Origin of the sequence: Thalassobaculum sp. OXR-137 (genome assembly GCF_034377285.1) — a bacterium.
Lineage (GTDB): Bacteria > Pseudomonadota > Alphaproteobacteria > Thalassobaculales > Thalassobaculaceae > Thalassobaculum.
In genome coordinates, this window is record NZ_CP139715.1 from 5,291,735 (window position 1) to 5,310,700 (window position 18,966).

The 18,966-nt window shown below is 68.7% G+C and carries 19 protein-coding genes and 1 pseudogene; 6 read left to right on the forward strand and 14 right to left on the reverse strand.

Annotated elements, in window-relative coordinates:
- Window positions 1-116: 116 nt before the first annotated feature.
- Window positions 117-872, reverse strand: coding sequence for an SDR family oxidoreductase (locus T8K17_RS24500; protein WP_322332342.1), 756 nt, complete (start codon window positions 870-872; stop codon window positions 117-119).
- Between the two features lie 164 nt (window positions 873-1,036).
- On the opposite strand from T8K17_RS24500, the gene T8K17_RS24505 reads away from it, so the two are divergent.
- Window positions 1,037-1,912 carry a DMT family transporter gene (locus tag T8K17_RS24505; protein ID WP_322332343.1) on the forward strand — a complete coding sequence of 292 codons (876 nt, stop codon included), beginning with the start codon at window positions 1,037-1,039 and terminating at the stop codon, window positions 1,910-1,912.
- 15 nt (window positions 1,913-1,927) lie between these two features.
- On the opposite strand, the gene T8K17_RS24510 is transcribed toward T8K17_RS24505, so the two are convergent.
- Window positions 1,928-3,262, reverse strand: a complete 1,335-nt coding sequence (locus T8K17_RS24510) for a fatty acid--CoA ligase family protein (protein ID WP_322332344.1) — start codon at window positions 3,260-3,262, stop codon at window positions 1,928-1,930.
- 76 nt (window positions 3,263-3,338) lie between these two features.
- Here T8K17_RS24510 and T8K17_RS24515 point away from each other — a divergent pair, with 76 nt between their 5' ends.
- The 5 genes and pseudogenes from T8K17_RS24515 (at window position 3,339) to T8K17_RS24535 (ending at window position 6,799) form a co-directional block, all read left to right on the forward strand.
- Entirely contained in the window at window positions 3,339-4,160 is an 822-nt protein-coding gene (locus T8K17_RS24515) for an enoyl-CoA hydratase/isomerase family protein (RefSeq protein WP_322332345.1), read from the forward strand.
- Window positions 4,161-4,238: 78 nt separating this feature from the next.
- Window positions 4,239-4,709 carry a peptide-methionine (S)-S-oxide reductase MsrA gene (msrA, locus tag T8K17_RS24520; protein WP_322332346.1) on the forward strand — a complete coding sequence of 157 codons (471 nt, stop codon included), beginning with the start codon at window positions 4,239-4,241 and terminating at the stop codon, window positions 4,707-4,709.
- Complete coding sequence (locus tag T8K17_RS24525; RefSeq protein ID WP_322332347.1) at window positions 4,706-5,380, forward strand: cupin domain-containing protein; 675 nt, start codon at window positions 4,706-4,708, stop codon at window positions 5,378-5,380. Before msrA ends, T8K17_RS24525 begins: the two co-directional genes overlap by 4 nt.
- A gap of 49 nt (window positions 5,381-5,429) precedes the next feature.
- Window positions 5,430-6,160, forward strand: a pseudogene (locus T8K17_RS24530) (SDR family oxidoreductase).
- A gap of 207 nt (window positions 6,161-6,367) precedes the next feature.
- Entirely contained in the window at window positions 6,368-6,799 is a 432-nt protein-coding gene (locus T8K17_RS24535; RefSeq protein WP_322332348.1) for a GFA family protein, read from the forward strand.
- Between the two features lie 164 nt (window positions 6,800-6,963).
- Here the strand turns inward: T8K17_RS24535 and T8K17_RS24540 are convergent, their stop codons facing one another.
- From T8K17_RS24540 to T8K17_RS24595, 12 genes are all read right to left on the reverse strand, one after another.
- Complete coding sequence (locus T8K17_RS24540) at window positions 6,964-7,383, reverse strand: GFA family protein (protein WP_322332349.1); 420 nt, start codon at window positions 7,381-7,383, stop codon at window positions 6,964-6,966.
- A gap of 2 nt (window positions 7,384-7,385) precedes the next feature.
- Window positions 7,386-7,862 carry a hypothetical protein gene (locus tag T8K17_RS24545; protein ID WP_322332350.1) on the reverse strand — a complete coding sequence of 159 codons (477 nt, stop codon included), beginning with the start codon at window positions 7,860-7,862 and terminating at the stop codon, window positions 7,386-7,388.
- A gap of 280 nt (window positions 7,863-8,142) precedes the next feature.
- Window positions 8,143-8,427: an acylphosphatase gene (locus tag T8K17_RS24550; RefSeq protein ID WP_322332351.1), complete on the reverse strand. Its 285-nt coding sequence runs from the start codon at window positions 8,425-8,427 to the stop codon at window positions 8,143-8,145.
- Window positions 8,428-8,441: 14 nt separating this feature from the next.
- Complete coding sequence (locus tag T8K17_RS24555; protein ID WP_322332352.1) at window positions 8,442-10,430, reverse strand: acetyl/propionyl/methylcrotonyl-CoA carboxylase subunit alpha; 1,989 nt, start codon at window positions 10,428-10,430, stop codon at window positions 8,442-8,444.
- 49 nt (window positions 10,431-10,479) lie between these two features.
- Window positions 10,480-12,012 (reverse strand): acyl-CoA carboxylase subunit beta, encoded by a 1,533-nt coding sequence (locus T8K17_RS24560; RefSeq protein WP_322332353.1) that lies wholly within the window; start codon window positions 12,010-12,012, stop codon window positions 10,480-10,482.
- A gap of 97 nt (window positions 12,013-12,109) precedes the next feature.
- Complete coding sequence (locus T8K17_RS24565; RefSeq protein WP_322332354.1) at window positions 12,110-12,808, reverse strand: ATP12 family chaperone protein; 699 nt, start codon at window positions 12,806-12,808, stop codon at window positions 12,110-12,112.
- Window positions 12,809-12,845: 37 nt separating this feature from the next.
- A complete protein-coding gene (locus T8K17_RS24570) occupies window positions 12,846-14,693 on the reverse strand; it encodes an AsmA family protein (protein ID WP_322332355.1) in 1,848 nt (615 codons plus the stop codon).
- Between the two features lie 4 nt (window positions 14,694-14,697).
- Window positions 14,698-15,384: an HAD-IA family hydrolase gene (locus tag T8K17_RS24575; RefSeq protein WP_322332356.1), complete on the reverse strand. Its 687-nt coding sequence runs from the start codon at window positions 15,382-15,384 to the stop codon at window positions 14,698-14,700.
- Window positions 15,385-15,386: 2 nt separating this feature from the next.
- Complete coding sequence (locus T8K17_RS24580; protein ID WP_322332357.1) at window positions 15,387-16,376, reverse strand: RluA family pseudouridine synthase; 990 nt, start codon at window positions 16,374-16,376, stop codon at window positions 15,387-15,389.
- Window positions 16,373-16,753, reverse strand: a complete 381-nt coding sequence (gene crcB / locus T8K17_RS24585) for a fluoride efflux transporter CrcB (RefSeq protein WP_322332358.1) — start codon at window positions 16,751-16,753, stop codon at window positions 16,373-16,375. The genes T8K17_RS24580 and crcB overlap by 4 nt, the downstream gene beginning before the upstream one ends.
- A gap of 15 nt (window positions 16,754-16,768) precedes the next feature.
- Window positions 16,769-17,632, reverse strand: a complete 864-nt coding sequence (locus T8K17_RS24590; protein ID WP_322332359.1) for a hypothetical protein — start codon at window positions 17,630-17,632, stop codon at window positions 16,769-16,771.
- Window positions 17,629-18,966, reverse strand: a complete 1,338-nt coding sequence (locus tag T8K17_RS24595) for a replication-associated recombination protein A (RefSeq protein ID WP_322332360.1) — start codon at window positions 18,964-18,966, stop codon at window positions 17,629-17,631. The genes T8K17_RS24590 and T8K17_RS24595 overlap by 4 nt, the downstream gene beginning before the upstream one ends.

An 18,966-nucleotide genomic window follows, 5' to 3' on the forward strand; every position in this document is an offset into this window, starting at 1 on the left:
GTCGTACACCACGCAAGGTCTCGGCCTCGCCCCGGAATAAATCCGGGGAGTGTGGGAGGGGGATATGGAGAAATGGTCCCGGCCTCCGCCGGGACGTGAAACCGGCTAGGCTGGTTTCACGCCTTATGCCGGTCGAAGGTCGGGCTCATCAGGATCTCGTTCAGGCACGCGCCCGGGCTCAGCGCCGCCAGGAAGGCGACCACGTCGGCCACGTCCTCCGGCTGGATCACCTGCTTCAGTTCTTCGGCGGTGAGCTTCTTCGGCCGACGGTCCAGGATCGGCGTGCGCACCTCGCCCGGACAGATTGCCGTGGCGCGGATGCCATCATTGCCGTGCTCGCGCTGGATCAGGAAGCTCAACGACATGACCGCGTGCTTCGACGCGCCATAGGCCACCCCGGCCACCTCGGAATAGAACCGCCCGGCCCAGGAGGAGGTGGTCGCGATCACCCCGTCCTTCTGCCGCAGCATGATCGGCAGGGCGGCCGCGACGCCGTTATAGACGCCCTTGACGTTGGCATCGATCACATCGTCCCAGCCGTCCAGCAGCGACGGGTCGGCCGCCGCCTCGCGCCAGGTGCGTTGGGTCACGTTCATGCCCGCATTGTTGAACTGGAGGTCGAGCCGCCCGTGATCGGCGTCGATGCGCTTGCCGGCTTCCAGAACCGCGGCCCGGTCGGTGATGTCCAGCGCGATGACCTGGGCCTTGCCGCCGTCGGACCGGATCGCCTCCGCCAGGGTCTGCAGCGGCTCCTCGCGACGGCCGCTGAGCACAACCGTCATGCCGTCGCCGGCCAGCCGCCGCGCCGTCGCCTCGCCGATCCCGGTCCCCGCCCCGGTGATCCACGCCACCATTCCGTCAACACTGCGCATTGGCTCCCTCTCCCGTTTAGTTGATACTGTTTTTCCAATCCCCAAAGCTTAGCGATATGCCCCCTCCTTCCGACAGTCCTCAAAGTGCCGAAAGCGGTACATCGCCGGCGCTCACAACCCCGCTTGTTCGCTTCCGGGCGTGGTGGGACGGTCTGTCCGGCAATGTGCGGGGATCGATCTGGCTGTTCGCCGCGGGGCTGGTCTTCGCCGTCATGGGCGCGCTGATCAAATTCGTCGGCCAGCGTCTGCCGGTGGTGGAGATCCTATTCCTGCGCCAGGCCTTCGTCATCCTCGTCGTCTCGCCGGCGATCATCAAAGGCTTTCCGGCGGTGTTCCGGACCGAGCGGCTGGGCCTGCACATGCTCCGGGTCGGGCTGTCGGCGATCGCGATGACGACCGGGTTCACCGCGCTGGTCCATCTGCCGCTCGCCGAAGCGACGGCGATCAGCTTCTCGCGGACCCTGTTCACGACCATGCTCGCCGTCGTCATCCTGCACGAGATCGTCGGCTGGCGGCGGTGGACCGCGACGGCGGTCGGTTTCGTCGGCGTCGTCATCGTCGCCCATCCCTCGCCCTCTGGGCTGAACGAATATGCGCTGCTCGCCCTACTCTCGGCCTTCTTCGTGGCGATGATCATGATCTGCCTGCGGATGCTGGCGCGCACCGAACGGCCGGCGACCATCATCGCCTACCAGTCGGTCTGCCTGACGGTCATCCTGGCCGGACCCGCCTGGTATCTCTGGGTCTGGCCGAGTTGGGAGGATCTGGCGCTGACGGCCGTGATCGGCGGGGTGATGTCGCTGGCCCAGTTCGTCAACATCAAGGCCTATTCCAACGGCGAGGCGGCGGCCATCGCGCCCGTCGAGTACGTGCGCCTGCTGGCCTCCGCCGGGCTCGGGTTCATGATGTTCAGCGAGGTTCCGACGATCTACACGGTGGTCGGCGCCGTGTTCATCATCGCCTCCACCTTCTACACGGTGCGCCGCAACGCGATGAAACAGACGCCGGTCCCGCCGCGCCCGCCGGAAGTCGCTCCCTGACGCCCCGCGGTAGCCTCACACAGACTCGATGAACAGACGGCCGACGGCGCCGCGGTCGCCCTTGCCCGTCGCCCCTGTCGGCAGGGCGGCCACGACCTTGAGACGGGACGGCAGCTTGTAGCGTTCGAGCCGCTCCCCCGCCCAGGCGAGGATGTCGGCCGGTTCCGGCTCGCGGCCCGGTGCCGCGGTGATGACGGCAATCACCGCCTCGCCCGACTGCGGATCCGGGACACCGGCCACCAGGGCGCCCGCCACATCCGGATGGGAGGCCAGCACCGCCTCCACCTCGAGCGGAGCGACCTTCATGCCGCCGCGATTGATCAGGTCCTTCGCCCGGCCGACCAGGATCACCCGTCCATCGTCGCGCCTCTCGGCCAGATCGCCGGTCCGGAAATAGCCGTCGCCGTCGAAGGCGTCCGCCGTCCGCTCCGGGTCCCGCAGATACCCCACCATGCCGTAGGGCGACCGGATCCGCAGTTCACCGTCCTCGGCGATGCGAATGTCGATATCGCCGCCCGGACGACCGAGCGATCCGCTTGCCGCGTCATACTCCGGGGGATCGACGAAGAAGTCGCAGGTCCCGGTTTCCGTCAGCCCATAGATGTCGCCGATCCCGGCCCCGGGCCAGGCGCCTCGGATCTTGCCGCCGAGCCCGGCGGGCAGGACTTCTCCACCGGCCATCACCGTGCCGTTCCATCCCGCCAGGGCGGCCGTCTCCGGACGGTCGAGCAGCCCGCGCAGCAGGGTCGGGACGGCGGGCAGCCGGTCGACGTCCTGACGCGCCAGAACGCCGGCGACCGCCTCGACGGAGAGCTTCTCGGGAAACACCAGCGTGCCGCCGGACAACAGGGTCAGCCAGGTCACCCACTGGCCGAAGCTGAAGGTCAGCTGCAGCGCCAGCAGGGTCCGCCGCCCGTCCTGCCAGCCGGTCTCGCGCCGGATCATCTCCAGCTTCGCCGCCTGCCGCTCGGCCGACAGGACCGCCGCCTTCGGCGCACCCGTCGTTCCGGAGGTGAAGACGATGGTGGAGGCGCCATGGAGCATCGGATCCGGCACCAGCCGGGCCACCAGCTCCTCGATCCGAGAGCGCGGAGTGGCCCGATGGATCGGCACCGCCACGCCGTTGGCGCGATACACCGCCAGCAGCTCGACGAGATCGATCGGGCTGTTGTCGACCAGCACCGGCTGCGGCCGGAAGGCTCCCACGCCCTCCCCCATCAGTTCCAACGCCCGGGTCTCCGCCCGGCGGCACAACTCGCCGTGGCTCAGGACGGCGCCCGCCCGTTCGATGGCGGGCGCGTCGCCATGGGCCGCCATCGCGGCGAACAGGGTGTCGGCGAAGACGGTCATCGGCGGGGCAGACAGAAAGAGATCATGGTCATACCCTCATCCTCACCCGCCCAATGCAAACGGACAAGCCAAAGCCATGACCGACACCGTTCTCTACGAGCGCCGGGGCAAGGTCGCCCTGATCACCCTGAACCGGCCCGAGCGCCTGAACGCCATGGATCAGGACATGCTGAAGGCGCTGGAGGCGGCCTGCGACAAGGCGGAGGCGGACGAGGAGGTCGGCGCGGTCGTGGTCACCGGCGCGGGCAAGGCCTTCTCCTCCGGCTTCGACCTGCAGGCTCAGGCGCGCAACACGCCGAAGGGCGTGGCCGAGTGGCGGCCGGTGCTGCGCCGGGACTTCGACTGCACCATGCGGTTCTGGCACATGAGCAAGCCGACGATCGCCGCCGTGCACGGCCCGGCCCTGGCCGGCGCCTGCGAGCTGACCATGGCCTGCGACATCACCGTGGCGGCGGAGGACGCGATCTTCGGCGAGCCGGAGGTGAAGTTCGGCGCCGGCATCGTCACCATGATCCTGCCCTGGGTGGTCGGCCCGAAGCGGGCGAAGGAGATCATCCTGCTCGGCCTCGACGACATTCCGGCCGCCGAGGCCAAGGAGATGGGGCTGATCAACCGCATCGTGCCGGTCGGCCAGGACGTGGAGGTCGCGCTGACCCTGGCCCGGCGCATGGCCGCCATGGACCGCACCCTGATCCGCGAGACCAAGCGGGCGGTGAACCGGACCTACGAACTCATGGGGATGGGCACGGCGCTGGAATCCGCCCTGGAGGTGGACATGCTGATCGAGGGCGAGGGCATGGCCACCAAGCATCGCTTTCTCGAGATCGCCCGGTCCGACGGCCTGCGCGCCGCATTGAAGTGGCGCGAGGAGCGGGCGGCCGAGGCGGAGCGGGAGTAGCCGCCGGCCTGGACGGTCGGCCCGTCGATATACATCTCTGGAAGGCGCGCCCCTCTCACGGCGCGCGAGGAGGACAGCATGGCGAAGGCGATTTTCGGAGCCGGATGTTTCTGGAGTCCGGAGGAGCAGTTCCGCAAGGTACCGGGCGTAACCGGCGCGGCCGTCGGCTATGCCGGCGGCACGAAGGAGAACCCGACCTACGAGGAGGTCTGCAGCGGCAATACCGGCCATGCGGAGGTGGTCGAGGTGGAGTACGACCCGGCGAAGGTGACGTACGAGGAGTTGCTGGAGGTGTTCTTCGACATCCACGATCCCACCCAGGTCAACCGCCAGGGGCCAGATATCGGCATCCAGTACCGCTCTGCCGTGTTCGTCGAGGATGACGAGCAGGAGGCGACCGCCCGTGCGGTGAAGGAGAGGCTCGCGGCTCATGGCGTGCCGGTCGCCACCGAGATCGCCAGGACGGGCACCTTCTGGCGGGCCGAGGACTACCACCAGCAGTTCCTGGCGAAGCGCCGCAAGGGCGCATTCGGGAATCTGTTCCGATGAGCGCCGCGGCGGACGGTCTGAACAGCGACCTGTCGGTGTTCGCGCGCATCGACACCAACCGGGTCGAGTGGCAGGTGAGCCCCAGTCCCAGCGTCTTTCGCAAGCGTCTCGACCTCGCCGGGGATAAGGAGGCGAGCCGCGTCACCTCGGTCGTGCGCTACGAACCCGGCAGCCGGTTCCACAGCCATCCGCACCCGGACGGCGAGGAGATCCTGGTGCTGGACGGCGTGTTCTCGGACGAACACGGCGATTATCCGGCCGGCACCTTTCTGCTGAACCCGGAAGGCTTCGAGCACGCCCCGCGCTCCAAGGACGGATGCATCCTGTTCGTGAAGCTGCGGCAATACCCGGGCGCGCGGCGGCAGATCACGGTGGATACGACCACAGGTGCCTGGCGGCCAGGTCTGGCAGCGGGAATCGAGGTGCAGGACCTGTACCGGGAGGACGGCCACCCGGAGCATATCCGGCTGGCCCGCTTCGCGCCGGGCGCAGCGACGCCGGAGCATGTCCATGCGGGCGGGGAGGAGGTCTTCGTCCTGGAAGGGTCGGTGGAAGACGAGCACGGCGTCCATCCGGCCGGTACCTGGGTGCGCTACCCGGCCGGCTCGCGCCATACCGCGACCTCCCCCGGCGGCGCCCTGCTCTACGTGAAGAGCGGGCATCTGGCCTGAACCGGGCGCACGTCCTATCCTCCCCGCACAATCAAAGGGAGGAAACACAATGGCGAAAATCGCCCTCGTTACCGGCGGATCGCGCGGCATCGGCGCCGCGACCTGCCGCCTGCTCGCCCGCGACGGCTGGGACGTGGCCGTCAACTATGCCGGCAATGCGGAGGCCGCCGAAAGGGTCGCCGCCGATATCCGCGCCGCCGGGCCATGACGGTTCAGGCCGATGTGGGCGACGAAGCCCAGGTGGTGGCGATGTTCGCCGCGGTGGAAAAGGACCTCGGCCCGATCGACGGGCTGGTGAACTCCGCCGGCATCATCGGCCCGGTCGGCCGGGTCGACGCCCTGAAACCCGCCGATATCGACCGGGTGCTGAAGACCAATGTGGTCGGCTGCATTCTCAGCTGCCGCGAGGCGGTCAAACGCATGTCCACCAAATACGGCGGCAAAGGCGGGGCGATCGTGAACGTGTCCTCCGGCTCCGCCTATATCGGCAACCCGGGATCCCAGGTGATGTACGCGATCTCGAAGGGCGCGGTGAACTCGCTGCATATCGGCCTGAGCCAGGAGGTCGCCGGCGAGGGCATCCGGGTCAACGCGGTCTCGCCCGGCATGACCGCCACCGACATGGTCACCGAGGAGGCGGCGGCCGCGAATAAGGGCCGTATCCCCATGGGCCGCCTCGGCGAGCCGGAGGAGATCGCCGAGGCGATCGTCTGGCTGATGAGCGACAAGGCGGGCTATACGGCCGGCGCCAATATCCGCGTGGCGGGGGGACGGCCGTAGGGAGCCGGCCCTTCGACACGCTCCCTCCGGTCGCCGCTCAGGGCGAGGTCATTGCTTTAATAAAACGACCTCTCCCTGAGCAGGAGCGCAGCGACGTGTCGAAGGGGCGCGCCAGCCGCGAAGGGTAACAAACAGAACAAAAAAAGAACTTTTCACCCACGACCCACCCTGGCACTCTGCCGATCCAAAAGATGGGGAGGACGTCTGATGGCTGACCATCCGGTGCGTACCGGCGGCTGCATGTGCGGCGGTGTGCGCTACAAGATCACCGGCCCGATCAAGCAGATCGTTGCCTGCCACTGCCGCGAGTGCCGGCGGATGACGGGGCATTTCCTGCCCTCGTTCGACGTCTGGAACGAGCATTTCGAACTGACCGAGAGCCGGGATCTCGGCTGGTACCGGTCTGGGCCGAAGAGCCGGCGCGGCTTCTGCAAGACCTGCGGGTGCTCGATCTTCTTCCGCATGGACGGCGGGGAGAAGATGTCGGTCGCCGCGGGGTCCCTGGACGACGGCTGCGACGGTGAACTCCGGATCGCCGCTCATATCTTCACCGCCGAGAAGGGCGACTACTACGACCTGGACGGCGCCCCGGCCTATGCCGATGGCGGCGACAGCGTCCCCATGCCGCCACGGGGGTAAGGCCATTCTCCCACATCACATTCAACCGTCATCCCGGCGTCCTCCGGGCCTGACCCGGAGGGCGGCCGGGACCCAGTGACGGGCGCCAGTTTCTCGGTCCCGGTCGGCCTCCGGATCACGTCCGGGGTCCACCGGGATGACGGGTATGAAGGAGTTGGAGGCACTTAATCCGGCTGCGTCGCCAGCCGTCGCATCTCCTCCGGCAACACCAGCCATCGGTGGCAACTCCTGCCGAAGTAAAGCGTCCGCGGTGCCGGAAAAGCCGGATCCGCGAAGCAGCCCACGGCGATGCAGATCACGCCGGGCTGAAGTTCGGAGATCTGGAAAACCTGGGTGCCGCAGGTAGGGCAGAAGCTGGTTTCGATCCACCGCCCAGACGGAACGATCCGCCGCCAGAGCCGGGCCTGTCCGGTCACGATCGCGGCGGCGTCGAGATAGCTCGCCGTGTAGGTGAAGACACCCCCGGTCTCGCGCTGGCAGTTGAGGCAGGAACAGGCGTAGACCTCCAGAGGCTCGCCAGTCACCCGCACCGACAGTGCGCCGCAGCCGCAGCGTGCCGTGCGGCCTGCGCTGTCCTCGGCCAAGCCTAAGCCGCCCCGGCCAGGGCGTCGGCCATGAGGTCGACCGCCTTGCGGGCCTCCTGCTCCATGCGCGCGGACTCCAAAGCAATTTCGCGCGCGGTGATCGCCGGAAGGCGGTCGTCGTTGTGGATGTAGCCGTTGCGCTTGTCCCGCAGCCAGACGTAGTCGCGGCCGAACCGGACCGTGTTCAGGTGCAGCCCGCCGCCGCCATATCCCATGCCGACCGCCACGTCCGCCTCCTCGGCCTCCCAGTCGTCGTGGCCCACCTGGTCGGCCACGTCGCTGTCGATGGCGGTCTGGGCGAGGATCACGGCGGTCACCCAGGCCCCGGCGGCGAAGACCCGGCGCAGCTCGGTGAGGATGGCTTCGGTCTGGGCATCGACCTGAAGCGGCCGGTCGCCGCCGGCGCGGCGCAGCCGGTCGTCGAACCAGCGCAGCCGCTCGGTCCATTGCCGATGGGACGGGGGATCGATGGGCGTCATCGCGGCCTCCTCGCGTCGTCTCTGGGAGAACGATACGGCGCGGCACCCGATCCGTCAGCCCGGTGCGGGCGGCTCAGGGATTGCACGGCGATGGGTCGTGGGGGTTCCGGGTCACCGGGGTCGAATCGCTACCAAACTCCCCTCTCCGACTTCCTGGAAGCGCCACAGGCGCTGTCCAGGACCGTGACCCCGACGTCCGCTCATGGTCCTGAATGACGCTGCGCGCCTCCAGGAAGTCGGGAAAATATTGGGGAAGTCGGATCTGTTCGGGAATGAATCCCTACTCGGTCGCCACCTGCACGAAGGACGGCCCGAGATCGGGGTCGTCCTCCACCGCCGTCACCGCCACGTTCTCTACCAGCGCCATCGGCGGCCCGCGCCGGCAGCGCTCGGCCAGGGCGTCCAGTTCCTCCGGCTCGCCGCGGACGGCGATCTCGACCGAGCCGTCCCGCCGGTTGCGGACCCAGCCGGCGAGGCCGAGTTCCTTGGCGGTGCCGACGGTCCAGGCGCGGTAGGCCACGCCCTGCACCCGGCCGGTGACGGTCAGGTGTCGGGTCTCGGCCATGCGGTCCTCCCGTTTTATTCGAACTCGACGATGGTCTGATCGACCGCGAGGCTGGCGCCGGCGCTGGCATGGACCTTGGCCACCGTGCCGTCCTTCTCGGCGCGCAGCACGTTCTCCATCTTCATGGCTTCCACCACGCAGATCTCCTGCCCCGCCTTTACCGGGTCGCCTTCGGACACGGCGATGGAGACCAGCAGGCCCGGCATCGGCGAGACCAGCAGCTTGGAGGTGTCGGCCGCTTCCTTGGCCGGCATCTTGTCCAGCGCGTCGGCCACCCGCGGCGGCACCACCAGCACCCGCATGGAGCAGCCGCCGAAGGACAGCTCGCGGTAGATGCCGTCGCGGTCGATCTGCACCGGGAACGGCTCGCCGTTCACGTTGCCGTCGAACACCGCGATGGTGGCGTCGAGCGCCCCGCGGACGGCGTAGCGCTGGCCGGCGACGACGGCGTCGTAGCCGTCCTCCACCGGGCGGATCTCCACCTTGGTGTTCTCGCGGACCTCGCGCACGGTCCAGACCGTTGCGATCTCGGACTTGCCGCGGTTGGCGACCTGGCCGCTGATCCGCAGGCTCCGCTCGGCATCGTCGCGGGCGAAGGCGACCGCCAGGGCCTGCATCGCGCCGCGTTCGTAGTCGCCGATCGCCGCCCCTTCGAAGCCGTCGGGGAATTCCTCGGCGATGAAGTTGGTGGTGATGTTGCCCTTGCGGAACCGGTCCATGGCGATGGTCGCCGACAGGAACGGGATGTTGTGGCCGACGCCGCGGATCCGGTAGCGGTTCAGCGCCTCTTCCATGCGATCGGCCGCCTGATCCCGGGTCTCGCCATAGGCGATCAGCTTGGCGATCATCGGGTCGTAGAACATGGAGATCTCCGACCCCTCCTCCACGCCGTCATCGACCCGGATGCCGTCCACGTCCAGCGGCGGGTCGTAACGGGTGAGCCGGCCGATGGACGGCAGGAAGCCGCGGAACGGATCCTCGGCATAGACGCGGGCCTCGATGGCCCAGCCGTCCATCTTCACCTCGTCCTGGGTCAGCGGCAGCTTCTCGCCATAGGCGACCCGGATCATCTGCTCCACCAGATCGAGGCCGGTGACCATCTCGGTGACCGGGTGTTCGACCTGCAGGCGCGTGTTCATTTCCAGGAAGTAGAAGTTCTTGTCGGCATCGGCGATGAACTCGACCGTACCGGCGGAGACATAGCCGACCTGGCGGGCCAGCGCGCAGGCCTGTTCGCCCATCTTCGCCCGGGTCTCGGCGTCGATGAACGGGCTCGGCGCCTCCTCGATGACCTTCTGGTGGCGGCGCTGGATGGAGCATTCGCGCTCGCCCAGATGGATCACGTTGCCATGGCTGTCGGCCAGCACCTGGATCTCGATATGGCGCGGCTCGGTGACGAACTTCTCGATGAACACCCGGTCGTCGCCGAAGGAGGAGCGCGCCTCGTTCATGGCCGAGCGCACGCCGTCCTTCAGCTCGTCCTTGGAATTGGCGATGCGCATGCCCTTGCCGCCGCCGCCGGCGGTGGCCTTGATCATCACCGGATAGCCGATCTCGTCGGCGATCTCGGCGGCATGGTCCGGCCCCTCGATCAGCCCGACATAGCCGGGGACCGTGCTGACCCCGGCCTCCTTGGCGATCTTCTTCGAGGTGATCTTGTCGCCCATCGCCTCGATCGCCTTCACGCCCGGGCCGATGAAGGTGATGCCGGCCTTCTCCAGCGCCTCGCAGAAGGCTGCCCGCTCGGACAGGAATCCGAAGCCGGGATGGACTGCCTCCGCCCCGGTCTCCTTGCAGGCTTCCACAATCTTGTCGATCAGCAGGTAGCTCTCGGCCGAGGGCGGCGGGCCGAGCCGCACCGCCTCGTCGGCCATGCGCACATGCTTGCCGTCCGCATCGGCGTCGGAATAGACGGCGACCGTCTTGATGCCCATCCGCTTGGCGGTGCGGATGATCCGGCACGCAATCTCGCCGCGGTTGGCGATGAGGATTTTCGAGAACATCTGGCGTTCTTCCCTACTCTTAAGTCCTAAGAGGCCCGGCGGGCGGCAATCACAGTGGAATGTTGTCGTGCTTCTTCCACGGGTTGCTGAGCTGCTTGTCGCGCAGCATGGCCAGCGCCCGGCAGATCCGGCGGCGCGTGTTGTGCGGGCGGATGATGTCGTCGAGATAGCCCCGGCTGGCCGCCACGAACGGGTTGGCGAAGCGCTCGCGGTATTCCTCGGTGCGGGCCTCGATCTTCGCCTCGTCGCCGAGATCGCCGCGGAAGATGATCTCCACCGCGCCCTTCGGCCCCATGACCGCGATCTCCGCCGTCGGCCAGGCGTAGTTCACGTCGCCGCGCAGGTGCTTGGAGCTCATGACGTCATAGGCGCCGCCATAGGCTTTGCGGGTGATGACCGTCACCTTCGGCACCGTCGCCTCGGCATAGGCGAAGAGCAGCTTGGCGCCGTGCTTGATGATGCCGCCGAATTCCTGGGCGGTCCCCGGCAGGAAGCCCGGCACGTCGACGAAGGTCACGATGGGGATGTTGAAGCAGTCGCAGAACCGCACGAAGCGGCCGGCCTTCTTGGCACTCTCGATGTCGAGGCAGCCGGCCAGGACCATCGGCTGGTTGGCGACGATGCCGACGGTCGAGCCCTGCATGCGGGCGAAGCCGATCAGGATGTTGCCGGCATAGCCCGGCTGGATCTCGAAGAAGTCGCCCTCGTCCACGACCTTATGGATCAGCTCCTTCATGTCGTAGGGCTTGTTCGGGTTCGCCGGGACCAGGCTGTCCAGCGAGTATTCCGGACGGTCCGCCTCGTCCGCGGTCGGCCGCACCGGCGGCTGCTCGCGGTTAGAGGACGGCAGGAAGTCGATGAAGCGGCGCAGGTTCAGCAGGGCCTCAACGTCGTTGTCGAAGGCGAGGTCGGCGACGCCGGACTTGGTGGTGTGGGTGACCGCCCCGCCCAGTTCCTCGTGGGTCACCGTCTCGTGGGTGACGGTCTTCACCACGTCCGGGCCGGTGACGAACATGTAGGAGCTGTCCTTCACCATGAAAATGAAGTCAGTCATCGCCGGGGAGTAGACGGCACCGCCGGCGCAGGGGCCCATGATCATGGAGATCTGTGGCACCACGCCCGAGGCGAGCACGTTGCGCTGGAACACTTCGGCATAGCCGCCGAGGGAGGCGACGCCTTCCTGGATGCGCGCGCCGCCGCTGTCGTTCAGGCCGATGACCGGGGCGCCGACCTTCATCGCCTGGTCCATGACCTTGCAGATCTTCTCGGCATGGGCTTCCGACAGGGAGCCGCCGAACACCGTGAAGTCCTGGCTGAACACGAAGATCAGACGGCCGTTCACCGTGCCCCAGCCGGTGACGACGCCGTCGCCGCGCACCTTCTGGTCGGCCATGCCGAAATCGGTCGAGCGATGCTCGACGAACATGTCCCACTCCTCGAAGGAGCCGGGATCGAGCAACAGGTCGATGCGCTCCCGCGCGCTCAGCTTGCCCTTGGCATGCTGGGCGGCGACCCGCTTCTCGCCGCCACCGGCCCTGGCCTGCTCCCGCATCTCTTCGAGACGGTGGATGATGTCCTGCATCGTCGATGCCCCTTATGCGTTTCCCACAGTCGTTCGGCCGGCGATCCTAGAGCAATTCGCCGGTCTATGTGACCGGGAATTCATATTGTGCGCCCGCTCAGGCGTCCAACAGCATCTTGAAGCGCTCGGCCGCCTTCATCTCGGCCAGCAGGTTGCGGCGGCGCAGTTCGGCCTCCCGGTCCTGGCCCCATTTCTCCACCTGGAACGCCTCGTCGATCTGCGAGAGGTCGAACGCCTCCAGCGCCGCGAGGGCGCCGTCGAGGAAGGCCAGCGCCAGAACCAGCGATCCGGTTATCGAGGTGGCGGTATGAAGCGGCGCCAGACGCCAGTCGTCCACCGCGTCCACGGCCGCACGGAAGGCGGCCAGCGCCTCCGGCGGCTGCCGCACCGGCATGACCCCGGCGGTCACCGCAAGACGCATGGCCAGACGTTTCTCCGCCCGCTCGCGCCAAGGGGTCCACTGACTGACCTGCCGGCCGACCAGCTCGTCGGGCCCCTCGGCCAGGAAGCACAGGAGGTCTGAACCGCCGAATCCGGCGATCTCGTCGACCACATGCTCGCGCTGGGGCGTGACCCGGTCGGTGACGGTGGCGGCGAAACTCATCATCGCCATGGAGGAGGGATCGATCTCCTCCTTCTGGGTCTCCCATTCCTCGGCCACCGCCTCGGCCACGCCGCGGGTCGGCAGCCGCAGCGGGCGCTTGGCCGGGGAGCTCAGGTTGCGGCCGTCCAGGGTGACGAGAAAGGCGCCGTCATCCGCATCGGTCACGGCGACGGACTTGTAGAAGCGTTTCATGCGGGTCGCGTCTTTCCTGTGTCGGTTCGCGGGGCGGCTATTCCACGGCTTTGCGCAGGCTGTCGAACAGGCCCTTGATGCCGCCCGGCTTGTTCTCCTGTTCGTTCGACCCCGCGCTGCCGGCGCTCGGCATCGGCTTGGAGCCCTGGGCGACGGCGATCGCTTCGGCGCAGGCCGGCTCGGTCGATCCCGAGGACACGAAGGGCAGCATCAATGCCAGCGGGCCGGCCAGGGCGGCCGCGCCGACCACCGAGCCCACCCCCTTGGCGACCGCCAGCGGGTCGGGTGCGATCTGCGGGTTCGCGATCGGGCCGGTAATCATGACCGGCGTGGCAAGGCTGACCAGGCTCGCATCCTTCGGGTTCGGCATCAGGCGCATGTCGAGGGTCTCGCGGGCGAGGTCGATCGTGCCCTGGCCGCCGACGGTGACCCGGTCGCTGTCGACCATCATCACCACCGTCTCCGCCACACCGCGCTTGAGGGTCCAGCGGCCGACGGCGCATTTCAGGGTGCCGCGCCCCGCCCCTTCCAGGAAGGGCAGGAAGTTGGTGGCGAGGTCTTCGGCGATCAGTTCCCAGTCCTCGTTGGCGATGTGACCGTCCCGGGAGGTGATCCAGGCGGTGCCGGCGAGGCTGGCGATCATGTCGCGGATGCTGGTGCCGGAGGCCGACAGGTCGACCGCCGCGTCGCCCCTGGCATCCAGGGTGTCGGAGCCGTGGAGGGTGTGGGCGAGCTTGCCGAAATCCGCACCGCGCCAGGTCGCCTTCAGCGCCTGGGCCGGCACCGTGTCGGAGGCGACCACCATCAGCTTGGCGCTGATCGCGCCGTCGGAGACCGTGGCGTCGAGCGGATCGAGGCGCAGGGTGCCGTCGGTCAGGGTGGCGGTAGTGGACAGATTGGACAGAATCAGGGGGTTTCGCGAAATTTCCGCGGCCGAAAACTTGACCTGCGCGTCAATCAGCGTCAGCAGGTCGAAGGGCAGCGGTGCCTCCAGCCCGTCGCCGCCGCCGTCCCCGCCTTCGGGCAGGGCGATGGTATCGCTCTTCAGATCGGCCACCAGCTTCGGACGCGGGCCGTCCAGGGCCAGGGACGCGGAGCCGGTCACGGTGATCCCGTCCGCGGTCAGCGACAGCCTGTCGGCCTCGATCGAGGACAGCGCCCCATCCTTCGCCACCGCGTAATGCAGGTTGGCCGCCAGCGCGACATCGCGGCCGCCGACGGATCCGGTCACGTCCACCGGCAGGGTCGCCCCGGGCCGCAGGGCCTCCGACAGGGCCGGCAGGGTGCCGTCGAACGCGATCGGGTCGCCGTTCACATCGGCTTCCAGGCTCACGTCCAGGGGCGTGTTGCCGTCCTCCCCCTCCAGGGTGAGCCGGCTGATCCGCACGGTCTGGGTCTCGGCATCGGGCGAGGGCTTCCAGCGCACCATCACATCGACCAGGTCGACGCTGCGCAGCAGTGGCACCGTCTCGGCGCCGCCGCCGGACGAGTCCCCACCGAGCTGCCAGTTCGCCGCCCCCGTCGCGTCCCGCTCCAGCAGCAGGTCGACATCGGCCAGGGCGACCCGCTGCACGTCCAGGGTCCCCGAAAGCAGCGGCACCACGTCCACCGCGACCTCCAGGCGACCGATTGTCGCCATGTCGGGCCGGCTGCCCCAGGAGGCGTTGGCGAAATGCACGGTCTCGGTGGTGAGCGTCGGGCGCGGCGTCCAGGCGAGGTCGAGATCGCCCTCGATGGTCAGATCGCGGCCGGTCGCCTCGCGCACCGCCGCCTCGATCTCAGCCTTGTAGCTGTTCAGGTCGAGGGTCGCGACGAAGATCACCAGGCCGATGACGGCGATCGCCAGGACACCGACGAGACCGGCCAGAATGTGGAGCCAGCGCATGGGGTCAGTCCTCCGGTTGCGGCGCGATCAGCTCGGCCGCCACGGACGGGAGCTGGTCGAACCTGTCCAGGATGATAACCGATCCGGCCGCCTGAAGCCGAAGCGCATCGTGATAGCCCCAGGAAACCCCGATGGCCCCGGCGACCTTGGCGTTGACCGCCGTCTCCATGTCGAAGCTGGTATCGCCGACCATGACCGTGCGGCGGCGCTCGCAGCCGGCCTCGGCAATGGCCTCCAGCAGCAGGGTCGGGTTCGGCTTGCCCGGCCCGTCATCGGCGGATTTCAGCGACACGAAGCGCCGGCGGATGCCGTGGGCGTCCAGCACGTGGAGCAGTCCGCGCCGGCTTTTGCCGGTGACGATGGCGAGCAGCCAGCCCTCCGCCTCCATGGCGTCGAGCATCTGGCGGGTGCCCGGAAACAGCGGCTCCGGCGCCTCGCCGTCGTGGCGCGGGTCGAAATAGGCGTCGCGATAGGCTTCCACCAGCCGCTCGACCTGCAGGCCGCCGACGCCCGGCGCCAGCCGTCGGATCGCCACGTCCAGCGGCAATCCCACCACCTGGCGCACGCTGTCCGGGGTCGGCGCCACCTGCCCCTCCGTCGCGAAGGCGGCGGTCATGGAGGCGACGATGCGGTGCTGGCTGTCGACCAGGGTGCCGTCGAGGTCGAAGGCGCAGAGCTTCAGGCCGGGCACGGTTACTCCTCGAAGGGCTCGAACGGCGACCCGTCCAGCTCCGGCTCCAGGCCGAAGAAGTCGAAGGAGCGGATCATGTGGTCCTGCAGCGGCGCGATGATCTCGATCGGAACGCCGTCCTCGTCGGGGATGCGGATGGCGCGGGCGTGCAGGTGCAGCTTGCGGCTGATCCCCTCGCCCTGCAGGAACGCCTCCGCAGCACCATACTTGCCGTCGCCCAGGATCGGGGTGCCGATGGCCTCCATATGGACGCGAAGCTGGTGGGTGCGGCCGGTCACCGGCGACAGGGCGACCAGCGCGGCGCGGCGGCCGAGCTTCTCCAGGGTGACGTAGCGGGTGACGGCCGACTGACCGTTCTCGTGGTCGACGGCCATCTTCTCGCCGAGCTTGCCCGGGAGCTTGGCGATCGGCAGCTCGATCTGGCCGTTGGTCGGCTTCGGCTCGCCCACCACCAGCGCCCAGTAGATCTTCAGCGCCGACTTTGCCCGGAACGCATGGGTCAGCCGCCGGGCGGCCCGCTGGGTACGGGCCAGGATCAGAACGCCGGAGGTGTCCTTGTCCAGCCGGTGCACCAGCCGCGGCCGCTCGCTGTAGCCGAAGCGCAGGCTGTCGAGCGCGCCGTCGATATGCTTGGTGGTCCCCGAGCCGCCCTGCACCGCAAGGCCCGCGGGCTTGTTGATCGCGATCATGTCGTCGTCGCGGTAGATGACCGCCTCGATCAGGTCCGCCCCGGTCTCGCTGTCGCGCCGGGCCGGCTTGGCGAACTGCAGATGCGGCTGGGCATCGCCCAGGGGCGGGATGCGGATCTGCTGCCCGGCCTCCAGCCGCTGGTTCGATTTCGCGCGCTTGCCGTCGATGCGGATCTGTCCGGTGCGCAGCAGCTTGGAAAGCTGGCCGTGGGTGACGGCGGGGAAATGCCGCTTGAACCAGCGGTCCAGCCGCTGTTCCGCCTCGTCGGCATCGACGGTGCGGGTTTCGACATAGGCACTCATGCTACCACCGTTCGAACGAGGGCGAGGCCGGCGAACAATGCCAGGATCGACAGAGCCACCGAGCCCGCAATGTAAGCGCCGGTCGACATGACCGCGCCGCGTTCCCAAAGCGTCGCCACGTCCAGCGAGAAGGTGGAGAACGTCGTGAAGGCGCCGAGCAGGCCGACCGCGAGAAACGCCCGCATCTCGCCCGACAGGTTCAGCTTCAGCGCGCCCAACTCGACCAGCGCGCCCATGGCGAACGAGCCGATCACGTTGACCGCCAGGGTGCCCCAGGGAAAACCGTGCCCCATCAGGTGCGCGATCCATCCGACGGCCTTATACCGCAGGACGGCCCCGACGGCGCCGCCCAGGGCCACAGCGAGAAGCATCTTCATGAGCGCGGGCTTATCTCAGGTGACGCCGAATATCCAGCCTTCCAACCGAGAGGCCGGCTCCCGCCCGGGCGCGGACCAGACCGCCGGGTCCTCCGACAGCGCCCGCAGCGCCGCGGCGGCGACCACCGCATCGGCCTTGTCCTCGGTATCCAGGACGGGACCACTATAGGCCGCGCTGCCGTATCCGGCGAGGGTGGCGTCGACCGTCGCCCGCTCCCGCCACGCCCTTGGGTCCTGCCCGGCCGCGATGAAATATCGGCGGGGGAACACCTCCACCAGCGTAACCGGGCCCGGTGCGGCGAAAGGCCAGACGGCGGCGCGGTCGGCGATCCGGTGCAGCAGCCGCATCCCCGCCACCGAGCCGGTACCCACATTGGCGGCACCGATGCACTTGAACACCGGATGCGGCGTGGTGACGCCGGCGCAGGCCTGCTCGGCCCGGCGCTGCCGGTAGGCATAGAGCGAGCCCCGCCCCAGCGGCGACAGGTAATGGTCGGCGACCGGCGAGCCCGGAGCATAGACCGACCCCGCATAGAGATCCTCGGTCTCGCCCGCGAGATCCTCCACGAAGGCCCAGAGCGCGCGGATATCGGACGGGTCCGGGCCGGTCTCCGGGAAATAGGCACCGCGATCGGCATGGGCATAGGCGAAGGCGAAGTCGAACCCGGCCAGCACCCGCGTCCCCGCCGCGATCTCGCGCTCCAGCAGCGCCAGCACGTCCAGTCGCCGCCACAGCCCGCCCGACTGCGGGCCGTCGAGCAGGTTCGGCGCCGCCGTGCCCGGCGCGCATTCCGCCACCCGAAGCCCCGGCAGGCGCCGCGCCTTGGAGCCCGACCAGTCGATCCCGTAGAAGCGGTCGAAGGCCGGGACGGCCGTCATGCGTCCTCGTCCGGCGTGTCCTGGGTGTCGGCGGGGGCCGTGCCCTGCGACTGCCGGCGCTTGCCGCGCAGCTTGTCGAAATAGTCGACCCGCTTGCGGATCTCGCGCTCGAAGCCGCGCTCCACCGGGTTGTAGAACCGCTGCCGCGCCATGCCCTCGGGGAAGTAGTCCTGACCGGAGAACCCGTCCTCGGCGTCATGGTCGTAGGCGTAGCCTGCGCCGTAGCCCAGTTCCTTCATCAGCTTGGTCGGCGCGTTGAGGATATGGGCCGGCGGCATCAGCGAACCGGTCTGCTTGGCCGCCCGCTTGGCCGCCCCATGGGCCTTGTAGCCGGCATTCGACTTGGGCGCGGTGGCCAGGTGGATGACGAGCTGGCTGATCGCCAGATCCCCCTCCGGCGAGCCCAGACGGTCGTACGTCTCCCAGCAGGCGATGGCGGTGGTGACGGCGGTCGGATCGGCCATGCCCACATCCTCCACCGCGAAGCGGGTCAGCCGGCGCAGGATATAGGCCGGGTCCTCGCCGCCGGCGAGCATCCGGGCCAGCCAGTACAGGGCCGCGTCCGGGTCGGAGCCGCGCATCGACTTATGCAGCGCGCTGATCAGGTTGTAATGCTCTTCCCGGTTCTTGTCGTAGACCGGGGCGCGGCGGTTCACGCCGGCGGCCACACCGGCGGAATCGAGCGGCTGGTGCGGCGAGAGCTCGAAGACCTCCTCGGCCATGTTCAGCAGGAAGCGGCCGTCGCCGTCGGCCATGGCGCGTAGGGTGGCCCGGCCGTCCTCGGTCACCGGCAGCGGCCGCCCCTCCTCCTCCGCCGCCCGGTCGAGCAGCCGGTCCAGGGCCGCATCGTCCAGCCGACGCAGCACGAAGACCTGGGCGCGGGACAGCAGCGCCGCATTCAGCTCGAAGCTGGGGTTCTCGGTGGTGGCGCCGACCAGGGTGACGGTGCCGTCCTCGACCACCGGCAGGAAGCCGTCCTGCTGGGCGCGGTTGAAGCGGTGGATCTCGTCCACGAACAGCAGGGTGCCCTTGCCCGAGGCGCGCAGGCCGCGGGCCTGTTCGAATGCCTTCTTCAGGTCCGCCACGCCGGAAAACACCGCCGAGAGCGGCATGAATTCAAGCCCCGCCTTCTCCGACAGCAGCCGGGCGATGGTGGTCTTCCCGCAGCCCGGCGGGCCCCACAGGATCATCGAGGCCAGCCGCCCCTTGGCCAGCATCCGCCCGATCGGCCCTTCGGGGCCGAGCAGGTGGTCCTGGCCGACCACGTCCTCCAGCCGTTCCGGGCGCAGCCGGTCGGCGAGCGGTCGCGGGGCTTGGGTCTCGAACAGGCTCAT

What these genes read in the sequence shown, in the direction of transcription:
- T8K17_RS24500 (WP_322332342.1), bottom strand. Translation starts at nt 872, where the DNA reads ATGCGCAGTGTTGACGGAATGGTGGCGTGGATCACCGGGGCGGGGACC.
- T8K17_RS24510 (WP_322332344.1), bottom strand. Translation starts at nt 3,262, where the DNA reads ATGACCGTCTTCGCCGACACCCTGTTCGCCGCGATGGCGGCCCATGGC.
- T8K17_RS24515 (WP_322332345.1), top strand. Translation starts at nt 3,339, where the DNA reads ATGACCGACACCGTTCTCTACGAGCGCCGGGGCAAGGTCGCCCTGATC.
- msrA (WP_322332346.1), top strand. Translation starts at nt 4,239, where the DNA reads ATGGCGAAGGCGATTTTCGGAGCCGGATGTTTCTGGAGTCCGGAGGAG.
- T8K17_RS24525 (WP_322332347.1), top strand. Translation starts at nt 4,706, where the DNA reads ATGAGCGCCGCGGCGGACGGTCTGAACAGCGACCTGTCGGTGTTCGCG.
- T8K17_RS24535 (WP_322332348.1), top strand. Translation starts at nt 6,368, where the DNA reads ATGGCTGACCATCCGGTGCGTACCGGCGGCTGCATGTGCGGCGGTGTG.
- T8K17_RS24545 (WP_322332350.1), bottom strand. Translation starts at nt 7,862, where the DNA reads ATGACGCCCATCGATCCCCCGTCCCATCGGCAATGGACCGAGCGGCTG.
- T8K17_RS24550 (WP_322332351.1), bottom strand. Translation starts at nt 8,427, where the DNA reads ATGGCCGAGACCCGACACCTGACCGTCACCGGCCGGGTGCAGGGCGTG.
- T8K17_RS24555 (WP_322332352.1), bottom strand. Translation starts at nt 10,430, where the DNA reads ATGTTCTCGAAAATCCTCATCGCCAACCGCGGCGAGATTGCGTGCCGG.
- T8K17_RS24560 (WP_322332353.1), bottom strand. Translation starts at nt 12,012, where the DNA reads ATGCAGGACATCATCCACCGTCTCGAAGAGATGCGGGAGCAGGCCAGG.
- T8K17_RS24565 (WP_322332354.1), bottom strand. Translation starts at nt 12,808, where the DNA reads ATGAAACGCTTCTACAAGTCCGTCGCCGTGACCGATGCGGATGACGGC.
- T8K17_RS24570 (WP_322332355.1), bottom strand. Translation starts at nt 14,693, where the DNA reads ATGCGCTGGCTCCACATTCTGGCCGGTCTCGTCGGTGTCCTGGCGATC.
- T8K17_RS24580 (WP_322332357.1), bottom strand. Translation starts at nt 16,376, where the DNA reads ATGAGTGCCTATGTCGAAACCCGCACCGTCGATGCCGACGAGGCGGAA.
- crcB (WP_322332358.1), bottom strand. Translation starts at nt 16,753, where the DNA reads ATGAAGATGCTTCTCGCTGTGGCCCTGGGCGGCGCCGTCGGGGCCGTC.
- T8K17_RS24590 (WP_322332359.1), bottom strand. Translation starts at nt 17,632, where the DNA reads ATGACGGCCGTCCCGGCCTTCGACCGCTTCTACGGGATCGACTGGTCG.
- T8K17_RS24595 (WP_322332360.1), bottom strand. Translation starts at nt 18,966, where the DNA reads ATGAGCCTGTTCGAGACCCAAGCCCCGCGACCGCTCGCCGACCGGCTG.